A 10928-nucleotide genomic window follows, 5' to 3' on the forward strand; every position below is an offset into this window, starting at 1 on the left:
CGTGCGCGGAGAGAAACTCCACCAACGCTTCGCGGTAGCGACCGCGGGATTCACTGGTGCCCAGGCTGTTGAGCTCGAGCTTGACCGCATCACGCAGCCCCAGCTCGCCCCACAGGCGCCAGGTCATGACGATCAGCTCGGCGTCGATGTCCGGCCCCTCGAGGTTGAACACCTCGAGACCGATCTGGTGGAACTGGCGATAACGGCCTTTCTGCGGGCGCTCGTGGCGGAACATCGGGCCGACGTACCAGAGCTTCTGCACCTGGCCGCCGCCGGTGATGCCGTGCTCGAGCACTGCACGCACACAGGCCGCCGTGCCTTCGGGGCGCAGGGTCAGGGAATCGCCGTTGCGGTCGTCGAAGGTGTACATCTCTTTTTCGACGATGTCGGTCACTTCACCGATGGAGCGTTTGAACAGCTCGGTGAACTCGACGATCGGCATGCGGATCTGGCGGTAACCGTAGTTATCCAGCAAACGCGCCACGGTGCCCTCGAAATAACGCCACAGGGGCGTCTGCTCGGGCAGGATGTCGTTCATGCCACGAATGGCTTGCAGAGACTTGCTCACATGTATTCCTTAATCTTGCGACTTAACCGCGCGCGATGACCGCTGCGTCGGCTTCGACCTTTTCGGCCGCCTTCTGGCGAATCAGCCGTTCCAGCTCATCCACCAGATTGTCATTCGTCAGTTTCTGCGACGGCTTGCCGTCGATGTAAATCAGGTTCGGTGTACCGCCAGTCAGGCCGATATGGGCCTCCTTGGCTTCGCCAGGCCCGTTGACCACGCAACCGATCACCGCGACATCCAGCGGCACCAGCAGGTCTTCGAGGCGCCCTTCCAGTTCGTTCATGGTCTTGACCACATCGAAGTTCTGCCGCGAGCAGCTCGGACAGGCGATGAAGTTGATGCCACGGGAACGCAGGTGCAGGGACTTGAGAATGTCGTAGCCGACTTTCACTTCCTCGACCGGGTCAGCCGCCAACGAGATGCGGATGGTATCGCCAATCCCCTCGGCGAGCAGCATACCGAGGCCGACGGCGGATTTCACCGTACCCGAACGCAACCCACCGGCTTCGGTGATGCCCAGGTGCAATGGCTGGACAATTTCCTTGGCCAGCAGGCGGTAGGCTTCGACGGCCATGAACACGTCGGACGCCTTCACGCTGACCTTGAAGTCCTGGAAATTCAGGCGTTCGAGGTGTTCCACATGGCGCAGGGCCGACTCCACCAGCGCGGCTGGGGTCGGTTCGCCGTATTTCTTCTGCAGGTCTTTTTCCAGGGAACCGGCGTTCACGCCGATGCGGATCGGGATGCCGCGGTCGCGGGCGGCATCGACCACGGCACGAACACGGTCTTCGCGACCGATATTGCCCGGGTTGATGCGCAGGCAATCGACACCCAACTCCGCTACGCGCAAGGCAATGCGGTAGTCGAAATGAATGTCGGCCACCAACGGGACCTTGACCAGTTGCTTGATCTTGCCGAACGCCTCGGCGGCGTCCATGTCCGGCACGGAGACACGCACGATGTCGACGCCGGCGGCTTCCAGGCGGTTGATCTGCGCGACCGTGGCGGCCACGTCATTGGTGTCGCTGTTGGTCATGCTCTGCACAGCGATTGGCGCATCGCCGCCCACAGGCACGTTACCGACCCAGATTTTCCGGGATTCGCGACGCTTGATTGGAGATTCGCCGTGCATGACTTATTGACCCAACTTCAGGCGAGCGGTCTCGCCACTGGTGAACGGAGCGATGTCGACCGGCTGGCCGTTGTAGCTGACCTGCGCGCCACGGGCATAACCCAGGCGTACGGCAAACGGTGGCTTGCCGTTGACAGACGCGCTGTCGCCCTTGCGCTTGAGGCCACTGAACAAGACTTTGCCGTTGCCGTCGGTGATCTGCGTCCAGCAATCGGCGATGAACTGGATCTGGACCTGGCCGTCACCCGCTGCCGGGGCCGCTGGAGTAGCGGGTACCGTCGGAGTCGTCGCGGCAGGTGCTGGCGTGACAGGTGCAGCAGCAGGAGTTGCCGGAGTGTTACCGGCATGGGCCGCAGGAGCAGGAGCCGTCGGAGTGCTGCCGGCATGGGCCGGAGCCGTTGGCGCAGCAGGCGTGGGAACAGGCGCCGGCACGACTGGCTCGCTGCCAGCAGCGGTATCGGCCTCGGCGCCATCCTGGCCCTGGGGCAACGCCAGTGCGGTTTCGCCTTCAGCCTGGCCTTCGGCAACAGCCTGGTCTTCCGGCTCGTCCAGCGGATGGATCTGGGTGGTGCCGTCGGCGCCTTCGACTTCGACGTGCTCGGTGTTCATCGCAACCGGTTCCTTGGTACGCAAGGACGCCTGGTCCTGCCACCAGACAAAACCGCCACCGATCACCGCGATCAGCAGCAACAAGCTGACGATGCGCAGAATGGTGTGGGAAACACGCACGGGCTCTTCGATACGGCCCAGGCTGTGCACGTTGCTGCCCTGGGCGTCGGAACCGGTGTATTGATCGAACTGCTGGACCAGCACGGTCTGGTCCATGTCGAGCAATTTGGCATAGGCGCGGATGTAGCCCCGGGCGAAGGTATGCCCTGGCAATTTGTCGAACGCGCCGGCCTCCAGATTGCTCAGGGAAGTCACGGTGAGATTGAGCTTGTGGGCCACTTCGGCCAGCGACCAACCATTGCTTTCGCGGGCTTGACGCAGGGTCTCACCGGGATTTACGCGAGTCGCTGCTACAACTTCGGGATGCGCCGCTTTCATCATTGCTCCGACAGGTATTGCTGATATTCCGGCGTACCGGGATAGAGTCTTTTGAGTTGCAGGCCGTAACTTGCAGCCTTGTCGCGATCTTCAAACACATGTGCCAGCCGAACGCCGAGCAATAGACTACGTGCATTTTGTTCGCTCAGCAGGCTAAAACGCTCGTAATAGTCACGCGCGGGCACATAATGCCTGTCTTCGTAAGACAACTCAGCCATTTCCAGCAACGCACGCGGCTGCTGGCGGTTGAGCCGCAGCGCCTTCTCAAGCTGCTGGCGGGCCAGGTCGCGCTGGCCGAGTTTGGCAGCCGTCATGCCGAGGTTCTCGAAAACCCGCGAACGCTCGGGATAAAGGGTATCGGCGGCCGCTTGCTCGAAGCGTTCGTAGGCGTCCTTGTAACGGGCCTGCTCGTAAAGAAAACTGCCGTAATTGTTCAGGATCCGCGCATCTTGCGGCCGGGCCGACAACGCCTTGCGAAAATGCTCGTCCGCCAGCTCCGATTCCAGCTCGGCCTGGAACACCAGCGCCAGCGCCGCATTGGCATCGGCGTCGGAGCTGTCCAGTTCCAGGGCTTTCTTGAGTGGCACCTTGGCCCGCTCGGTCATGCCCTGCTGCAGGTAACCGATGCCCAGTTGCACATAGGCCTGGCGGGCTTCGTCGCGCCCTTTGCTGGTCTTCATCGGGTTGTAGTCACCCGACAGGACACAACCGGAACAGAGACCGGCCAGCAGCAAAACGAGCGCGAAGCGCAGGGACATAGAGTTCCTCTCTTAGTGACTGTTCGCAGCGTTCTGCACTGCATCGTCAGTGGCGTTCAATTCGCGCACGGCGATGTAGCGTTCGCTGCGACGGGTGCGATCCAGCACCTGCCCTACCAATTGGCCACACGCGGCGTCGATGTCTTCGCCGCGGGTGGTGCGCACGGTGACGTTGAAGCCAGCGTGGTGAAGCTGATCCTGGAAGCGACGAATCGCGTTGTTGCTCGGACGCTCGTAACCGGAATGCGGGAACGGGTTGAACGGGATCAGGTTGATCTTGCACGGAATGTTCTTGAGCAGCTCGATCATCTCGACCGCGTGTTCAACCTTGTCGTTCACATCCTTGAGCAGGGTGTACTCGATGGTCAGCACGCGTTTCTCGCCCAACGCCGACATGTAGCGCTGGCAGGATTCGAGCAGCATCTTAAGCGGATACTTCTTGTTGATCGGCACCAATTGGTTACGCAATGCGTCATTAGGTGCATGCAGCGACAACGCCAGGGAGACGTCGATGTGCTTGGCCAGCTCATCGATCATCGGCACCACGCCGGAGGTAGACAGGGTCACACGGCGCTTGGAAATGCCATAGCCCAGGTCATCCATCATCAAATGCATGGCGGAGACGACGTTGTCGAAGTTCAGCAGCGGCTCACCCATGCCCATCATCACCACGTTGGTGATGGCACGGTCGACGGTCGCCGGGACGCTGCCAAAGGATTTGTTGGCAATCCACACCTGGCCGATCACTTCGGCGGCGGTGAGGTTGCTATTGAAGCCTTGCTTGCCGGTGGAGCAGAAACTGCAGTCCAGGGCACAGCCTGCCTGGGACGAAACGCACAAGGTGCCGCGCTTGCCCTGGGGAATGTAGACGGTCTCGACGCAGCTGCCGGACGCCACGCGCACCACCCATTTACGGGTGCCGTCGCTGGAAATGTCCTGGCTGACCACTTCGGGGCCGCGAATCTCGGCAACAGCCTTGAGCTTTTCGCGCAGGGCCTTGCCGACATTCGTCATGGCGTCAAAGTCGTCGACGCCAAAGTGGTGAATCCATTTCATCACCTGGCCGGCACGGAAACGCTTCTCCCCGATCGAGTCGAAGAATTTCTCCATTTCCGGCTGGGTCAGGCCCAACAGGTTGGTTTTGCCGTTCGATGTAGTCATGGATTCACCTTCACTCAAAAGCCTGGGCTTAGCGAGTGGTTACTTCAGTAGCGGAGAAAAAGTAAGCGATTTCGCGAGCAGCGGCGGCTTCGGAGTCCGAACCGTGGACGGCGTTGGCGTCGATGGATTCAGCGAAGTCAGCACGGATGGTGCCAGGAGCAGCTTCTTTAGGGTTGGTAGCGCCCATCAGCTCACGGTTGCGAGCGATGGCGTTTTCGCCTTCCAGCACCTGAACGACAACCGGACCGGAAGTCATGAAGGCAACCAGCTCACCGAAGAAACCGCGCTCGCTGTGTTCAGCGTAGAAGCCTTCGGCTTCGGCTTTGGACAGTTGCTTCATTTTCGAAGCTACAACGCGCAGGCCAGCGTCTTCGAAGCGGGTAACGATCTTGCCGATCACGTTTTTAGCAACGGCGTCAGGCTTGATGATGGAGAAAGTACGTTGAACAGCCATGGTGTAACTCCAGAAACGGTAATTTGCGAAAAATTAAACCCGCGAATTATACGCGGGTTCAGGGGTATTGCCTAACCTGCCGGGTCGATCAGTCGATTTCGTCGATCCAGAGCTGTTGGACAGCCTCCAGGACCTTCTCGCCACAACGGCCAGAGGTGTTGTCGAAATCGGGTAATTCCATGATCCAGCGCTGCAAATCCACAAAATTCACAGCCTTCGGGTTCACGTCCGGCTTGGCTTCGGCCAGTTCTTCTGCGATGCGTTGTACATCAGTCCAACCATAGCTCATGACAGTATCACCATCAGTGCGGCGCTTCGGCCGCATGGTTAAGCGAATATTTCGGAATCTCGACGGTCAGGTCTTCGGTGCCGACGATGGCTTGGCAACCCAGGCGCGATTGCGCTTCCAGGCCCCAGGCCCGATCGAGGAAATCTTCCTCCAGTTCGTCCGCTTCTTCCAGCGAGTCGAACCCTTCGCGAATGACGCAATGGCAGGTCGTGCAAGCGCAGACGCCGCCACAGGCACTTTCCATCTCGATATGGTGCTCATGGGCCAGCTCGAGAATCGAAATTCCGGGCTCAGCCTCCACGACCATGCCCTCCGGACAGAACTTCTCGTGGGGCAGAAAAATCACCTGCGGCATCAGTTATTCCTCGATTTCATTCAGGTTGCGCCCCGCCAGGGCGGCTTTCACCGTCGAGTCCAGGCGGCGGGCAGCAAAGGCATCGGTGACTTGCGACAGACGCTTGGTCTGCTGCTCGATGGCATAACCATCGGTGCCCTTGATCAATTCGGAGAGTTCTTGCATCTGCATTTCGATGACCATGCGCTCTTCGGCGTCGAGCAGGCGCTCGCCATCGGCTTCGAGAGCGGCCTGCACGGCTTCGACCAGACGCTGGCCGTCAACCTGCTGCTCGCGCAGCACACGGGCGACCTTGTCGTCGCTGGCGTGCTGGAAGGAATCCTTGAGCATCTTGGCGATTTCACCGTCGGTCAGGCCATAGGAAGGCTTGACCTGGATGCTCGCTTCCACGCCCGAACCCAGTTCGCGAGCGGAAACGTTGAGCAGACCGTCGGCATCGACCTGGAAGGTCACGCGGATCTTCGCCGCACCGGCGACCATGGCCGGGATGCCGCGCAATTCGAAGCGGGCCAGGGAACGGCAGTCGCTGATCAGCTCACGCTCGCCTTGCAGCACGTGGATCATCATGGCCGACTGGCCGTCTTTATAAGTGGTGAAATCCTGGGCGCGGGCAACCGGGATGGTGGTGTTGCGCGGGATCACCTTCTCCATCAGGCCGCCCATGGTTTCCAGCCCCAGGGACAACGGGATGACGTCGAGCAACAGCAGTTCGCCGCCGTCGCGCTTGTTGCCGGCCAGGGTATCGGCCTGGATCGCGGCGCCGATGGCGACGACCTGGTCCGGGTCGATTTCGGTCAGCGGCTGACGGCCAAAGGCTTCGGCAACGGCTTCGCGCACCCGAGGCACGCGGGTCGAACCGCCGACCATGACCACGGCCTTGACGTCTTCGAGCTCTACGCCAGAATCGCGCACGGCACGGCGGCAAGCCTTGAGGCTGCGGGCGACCATGGGTTCGATCAGGGCATCGAAGGCTTCGCGGGTCAGCGCTGCTTTCCACTCGCCATAAACGACTTCGACCGTGTTGGCGTCGGTCAAGGCTTCCTTGGCGGCGCAGGCAGTTTGCAGCAGGTGGCGTTGCGCACCCGGGTCGAGGTCGGCGGAGAGGCCCGCTTGCTCGATGATCCAGCCCGCGACGGCATGGTCGAAGTCATCGCCGCCCAGGGCACTGTCGCCGCCGGTGGCCAGGACTTCGAAAACACCGCCAGTCAGGCGCAGGATCGAAATATCGAACGTACCGCCGCCCAGGTCGTAGATCGCGACGAGGCCTTCGGCGTGCTGATCGAGGCCGTAGGCGACGGCCGCTGCAGTCGGCTCGTTGAGCAGGCGCAGCACGTTCAGGCCGGCGAGCTTGGCGGCGTCCTTGGTGGCTTGGCGCTGAGCGTCGTCGAAATAGGCCGGCACCGTGATCACCGCCCCCACCAGTTCACCGCCCAACGCCGCTTCGGCACGTTGGCGCAGGACTTTCAGGATGTCAGCGGAAACCTCTACCGGGCTTTTCGGCCCCTGGACGGTTTCGATGAACGGCATATGGGATTCGCCACCGACGAAGCGGTACGGCAATTGATCGCCCAGTTGCTTGACGTCGGACAGACCACGACCCATCAAGCGCTTGACCGAGACAATGGTATTCAGGGGATCGGTGGCGGCGGCCAGCTTGGCCGACTCGCCCACTTCAACGCGGTCGGCGTGATAACGCACGGCGGACGGCAGGATCACCCGCCCCTGCTCGTCGGCCAGCGGTTCGGAAAGACCGCTGCGCAAGGCAGCGACCAGGGAATTGGTGGTACCCAAGTCGATCCCGACAGCCAGGCGACGCTGGTGCGGTTGTGGACTTTGGCCGGGTTCGGCGATCTGCAGTAGGGCCATCGTAATCAGGACTTATCTGTAATCAGGCGTGCGACCGGAGCGGCACTGGGTTAATCGTCGAGGCGCTCTTCTAGCTGGCGCACTTCGTGGGTGAGCTTGTCGAGGAACTGCATGCGCCGCATCAGGCGTTCGGCCTGTTCGCGTTGCGCGGCATCGTTCCAGCAGGCTGCGAAGCTTTCGTTCAGTGTGTTCTGGGCATCTTTCAGCCGGCGCTTGAAAACCGCGACACCGGCCAGGTCGGCACTGTCCTGCAGGTCTTCAAGCTCCTCGCGCCATTGCATCTGCTGCAACAGGAACTCGGGATCGTGGACCGTGACTTCCAGGGGCAGTTCATGACCGCTGATGGCGAGCAGGTAACGCGCGCGCTTGGCCGGGTTCTTGAGCGTCTGGTAAGCCTCGTTGAGGTTCGCCGACTGCTCGAGCGCCCGCCGCTGCTCCGCCTCGGAGGCATCGGCAAAGCGGTCGGGATGGACGCCACGGGCCAGTTCCAGATAACGCGCGGACAACTGATCGAGGTCCAGCTGGAAAGCAGGCTGCAACTGGAACAACGCAAAATGACAAGGAGTACCCACGAGCAGCCTCAGATGTTGAAGCTTTCGCCGCAGCCACACTCACCGCGTACGTTGGGATTGTTGAACTTGAAGCCTTCGTTCAACCCTTCCTTGACGAAATCCAGTTCGGTGCCGTCCAGGTACGTCAGGCTTTTCGGGTCGATGATCACTTTCTGACCATGACTTTCGAACACCTGGTCGTCTTCGCCCACTTCGTCGACGAATTCCAGTACATAGGCGAGGCCGGAACAGCCCGTGGTGCGAACACCCAGGCGGATACCCTCGCCCTTGCCGCGCCCCGCAAGGGAGCGCTGGATATGGTTAGCTGCCGCTTCTGTCATCTGGATAGCCATGGAAAACTCCTTACCGTAACGCGAATCAGATCAAGCCTTTCTTCTGCTTGTAATCGCGAACGGCGGCCTTGATGGCGTCTTCGGCGAGTACCGAGCAGTGGATCTTCACTGGCGGCAGGGCCAGTTCTTCGGCCAGCTGGGTGTTCTTGATGGTTTCGGCTTCATCAAGGGTCTTGCCCTTCATCCACTCGGTGGCCAGGGAGCTGGACGCAATGGCCGAACCGCAGCCGTAGGTCTTGAACTTGGCGTCTTCGATGATGCCTTGCTCGTTGACCTTGATCTGCAGGCGCATCACGTCGCCGCACGCCGGGGCGCCGACCATGCCGGTGCCGACGTCAGGATCCTGCGCGTCCATCTTGCCGACGTTGCGCGGGTTCTCGTAGTGGTCGATGACCTTTTCGCTATATGCCATTTGCTTCAATCCTCATCAGTGGAGCCGCTCTGGTGGCGACTTCTCAGTGCGCCGCCCATTCGATTTTCGAAATGTCGACGCCGTCTTTGTACATGTCCCACAGCGGCGACAGAGCGCGCAGCTTGGTCACGGCCTCGCAGACTTTCTGCGCGGCGTAATCGATTTCTTCTTCGGTGGTGAAGCGGCCGAAGGTGAAGCGGATGGAGCTGTGGGCCAGTTCGTCGTTGCGGCCCAGGGCGCGCAGTACGTACGAAGGCTCCAGCGACGCCGAGGTGCACGCCGAACCGGACGACACGGCCAAATCCTTGAGCGCCATGATCAGCGACTCGCCTTCAACGTAGTTGAAGCTCAGGTTCAGGTTGTGCGGGACGCGGGCGGTCATGCTGCCGTTGACGTACAGCTCTTCGAGGTGCTCGACCTGCTTGAAGAAACGATCGCTCAAGGCCTTGATGCGCACGTTCTCGGCCGCCATGTCTTCCTTGGCGACGCGGAAGGCTTCGCCCATGCCGACGATCTGGTGGGTCGCCAGGGTACCGGAACGCATGCCACGCTCGTGACCGCCGCCGTGCATGGTCGCTTCGAGGCGAACACGCGGCTTGCGGCTGACGTACAGGGCGCCGATGCCTTTAGGGCCGTAGGTCTTGTGGGCGGAGAACGACATCAGGTCGACTTTCAGCTTGGACAGGTCGATGTCGACCTTGCCAGTGGACTGCGCCGCGTCGACGTGGAACAGGACGCCCTTGGAGCGGGTCAGCTCGCCGATGGCGGCGATGTCGTTGACGGTGCCGATTTCGTTGTTCACGTGCATGATCGAAACCAGGATGGTGTCGTCGCGCAGGGCGGCTTCGACCATGGCCGGGGTGATCAGGCCGTCTTCACCGGGCTCGATGTAGGTGACTTCGAAGCCTTCACGCTCCAGTTGGCGCGTGGTGTCCAGGACAGCCTTGTGCTCGATCTTCGAGGTGATCAGGTGCTTGCCCTTGGTGTGGTAGAAATGCGCGACACCCTTGATTGCCAGGTTGTCGGACTCGGTGGCACCGGAGGTCCAGACGATTTCACGCGGATCGGCGTTGACCAGGTCGGCGACTTGGCGACGGGCGTTTTCCACCGATTCCTCGGCCTTCCAGCCGAAGACGTGGGAGCGGGACGCCGGGTTACCGAAGTTTCCGTCGACCAGCAGGCATTCACTCATCTTTTGCGCGACACGCGGATCAACCGGGGTGGTCGCAGAGTAATCAAGGTAAATCGGCAATTTCATGGACTCTCTCCTAAATCAGGCTGGCTGGCGTTCCGCGTGCTCTGCGGCGGTCATTCGACGGCGGACGCTTCGATCTTGTCCAGGTGCGGCGCCTTGCCATTGCAACGGCGCTGATCCTGACGCTGGGCTACTTCTTGCACCTCACGGCGAGTCACAAGGTCGGCCAAGCTGATACCACTCAGAAATTCGTGAATCTGCAGGCTCAAGTCGCACCACAGATGATGGGTCAGGCAAGTATCGCCGCCATGGCAATCGCCCAACCCCTGGCATTTGGTCGCATCGACCGATTCGTTCACTGCATCGATCACCTGGGCGACCTGGATGCCTTGCATCTCGCGCGACAGCTGGTAGCCGCCGCCGGGGCCGCGAACACTGGAGACCAGGTTGCTGCGGCGCAGCTTGGCGAACAGCTGTTCGAGGTAGGACAGGGAAATGCCCTGGCGCTCGGAGATATCGGCGAGGGACACCGGCCCGTGCTGCGCATGCAATGCCAGATCGAGCATTGCGGTCACGGCGTATCGGCCTTTTGTAGTCAGTCGCATGGACAATTACCACGGAGTTCGGAATGGGGGCGAGTATGCAATTCCCGAGTATTTAAGTCAAGTATAAGACCTAGTGCTTTACTCGGGTTTACCCGCAAAAGAGCGCGCGAATGATAGCAAAGGTAGGCGGCTAACGACCAGCGATACCGCGTTATCGTTCTTCGCGAGCAGGCTCGCTCCCA

At 60.9% G+C, this 10928-nt stretch carries 14 protein-coding genes; all 14 read right to left on the reverse strand.

Annotated elements, in window-relative coordinates:
* Nucleotides 1–568 (reverse strand): histidine--tRNA ligase (locus OC610_RS12930; protein WP_264428162.1); only part of this gene is annotated, 568 nt, incomplete at its 3' end.
* Nucleotides 569–590: 22 nt separating this feature from the next.
* On the reverse strand, nt 591–1700 hold the full coding sequence (gene ispG / locus OC610_RS12935) for a flavodoxin-dependent (E)-4-hydroxy-3-methylbut-2-enyl-diphosphate synthase (protein ID WP_003185136.1): 1110 nt from the start codon (nt 1698–1700) through the stop codon (nt 591–593).
* A 3-nt stretch (nt 1701–1703) separates the two neighbouring features.
* Complete coding sequence (locus tag OC610_RS12940) at nt 1704–2747, reverse strand: RodZ domain-containing protein (RefSeq protein WP_264428168.1); 1044 nt, start codon at nt 2745–2747, stop codon at nt 1704–1706.
* A complete protein-coding gene (gene pilW, locus OC610_RS12945; RefSeq protein ID WP_030139590.1) occupies nt 2747–3505 on the reverse strand; it encodes a type IV pilus biogenesis/stability protein PilW in 759 nt (252 codons plus the stop codon). The genes OC610_RS12940 and pilW overlap by 1 nt, the downstream gene beginning before the upstream one ends.
* Nucleotides 3506–3517: 12 nt before the next feature.
* Nucleotides 3518–4666, reverse strand: coding sequence for a 23S rRNA (adenine(2503)-C(2))-methyltransferase RlmN (gene rlmN, locus OC610_RS12950; RefSeq protein ID WP_030139591.1), 1149 nt, complete (start codon nt 4664–4666; stop codon nt 3518–3520).
* 28 nt (nt 4667–4694) lie between these two features.
* Nucleotides 4695–5120, reverse strand: coding sequence for a nucleoside-diphosphate kinase (gene ndk / locus OC610_RS12955; protein ID WP_030139592.1), 426 nt, complete (start codon nt 5118–5120; stop codon nt 4695–4697).
* A gap of 88 nt (nt 5121–5208) precedes the next feature.
* Entirely contained in the window at nt 5209–5409 is a 201-nt protein-coding gene (gene iscX / locus OC610_RS12960; protein WP_198796292.1) for a Fe-S cluster assembly protein IscX, read from the reverse strand.
* 13 nt (nt 5410–5422) lie between these two features.
* Nucleotides 5423–5764 (reverse strand): ISC system 2Fe-2S type ferredoxin, encoded by a 342-nt coding sequence (gene fdx / locus OC610_RS12965; protein WP_030139594.1) that lies wholly within the window; start codon nt 5762–5764, stop codon nt 5423–5425.
* Nucleotides 5765–5767: 3 nt separating this feature from the next.
* Nucleotides 5768–7630, reverse strand: coding sequence for a Fe-S protein assembly chaperone HscA (gene hscA / locus OC610_RS12970; protein WP_264428170.1), 1863 nt, complete (start codon nt 7628–7630; stop codon nt 5768–5770).
* 50 nt (nt 7631–7680) lie between these two features.
* Nucleotides 7681–8202 (reverse strand): co-chaperone HscB, encoded by a 522-nt coding sequence (gene hscB, locus OC610_RS12975; protein WP_264428171.1) that lies wholly within the window; start codon nt 8200–8202, stop codon nt 7681–7683.
* An 8-nt stretch (nt 8203–8210) separates the two neighbouring features.
* Complete coding sequence (gene iscA / locus OC610_RS12980) at nt 8211–8534, reverse strand: iron-sulfur cluster assembly protein IscA (RefSeq protein ID WP_003185155.1); 324 nt, start codon at nt 8532–8534, stop codon at nt 8211–8213.
* Between the two features lie 25 nt (nt 8535–8559).
* Entirely contained in the window at nt 8560–8946 is a 387-nt protein-coding gene (gene iscU, locus OC610_RS12985) for a Fe-S cluster assembly scaffold IscU (RefSeq protein ID WP_003185157.1), read from the reverse strand.
* A 43-nt stretch (nt 8947–8989) separates the two neighbouring features.
* A complete protein-coding gene (locus tag OC610_RS12990; protein WP_030139598.1) occupies nt 8990–10204 on the reverse strand; it encodes an IscS subfamily cysteine desulfurase in 1215 nt (404 codons plus the stop codon).
* 50 nt (nt 10205–10254) lie between these two features.
* The gene (iscR, locus tag OC610_RS12995) at nt 10255–10746 is read right to left on the reverse strand and encodes a Fe-S cluster assembly transcriptional regulator IscR (RefSeq protein ID WP_030139599.1); all 492 of its coding nucleotides are present in this window, start codon (nt 10744–10746) and stop codon (nt 10255–10257) included.
* Between the last annotated feature and the right edge of the window lie 182 nt (nt 10747–10928).

The sequence above is a fragment of the Pseudomonas agronomica genome, assembly GCF_025917275.1.
Taxonomy (GTDB): Bacteria; Pseudomonadota; Gammaproteobacteria; order Pseudomonadales; family Pseudomonadaceae; genus Aquipseudomonas; species Aquipseudomonas agronomica.

Coding starts and splice junctions, on each gene's coding strand:
- pilW (WP_030139590.1), bottom strand. CDS start 3,505: ATGTCCCTGCGCTTCGCGCTCGTTTTGCTGCTGGCCGGTCTCTGTTCC.
- iscA (WP_003185155.1), bottom strand. CDS start 8,534: ATGGCTATCCAGATGACAGAAGCGGCAGCTAACCATATCCAGCGCTCC.
- iscR (WP_030139599.1), bottom strand. CDS start 10,746: ATGCGACTGACTACAAAAGGCCGATACGCCGTGACCGCAATGCTCGAT.
- iscX (WP_198796292.1), bottom strand. CDS start 5,409: ATGAGCTATGGTTGGACTGATGTACAACGCATCGCAGAAGAACTGGCC.
- ispG (WP_003185136.1), bottom strand. CDS start 1,700: ATGCACGGCGAATCTCCAATCAAGCGTCGCGAATCCCGGAAAATCTGG.
- fdx (WP_030139594.1), bottom strand. CDS start 5,764: ATGCCGCAGGTGATTTTTCTGCCCCACGAGAAGTTCTGTCCGGAGGGC.
- rlmN (WP_030139591.1), bottom strand. CDS start 4,666: ATGACTACATCGAACGGCAAAACCAACCTGTTGGGCCTGACCCAGCCG.
- ndk (WP_030139592.1), bottom strand. CDS start 5,120: ATGGCTGTTCAACGTACTTTCTCCATCATCAAGCCTGACGCCGTTGCT.
- OC610_RS12990 (WP_030139598.1), bottom strand. CDS start 10,204: ATGAAATTGCCGATTTACCTTGATTACTCTGCGACCACCCCGGTTGAT.
- iscU (WP_003185157.1), bottom strand. CDS start 8,946: ATGGCATATAGCGAAAAGGTCATCGACCACTACGAGAACCCGCGCAAC.
- OC610_RS12940 (WP_264428168.1), bottom strand. CDS start 2,747: ATGAAAGCGGCGCATCCCGAAGTTGTAGCAGCGACTCGCGTAAATCCC.
- hscA (WP_264428170.1), bottom strand. CDS start 7,630: ATGGCCCTACTGCAGATCGCCGAACCCGGCCAAAGTCCACAACCGCAC.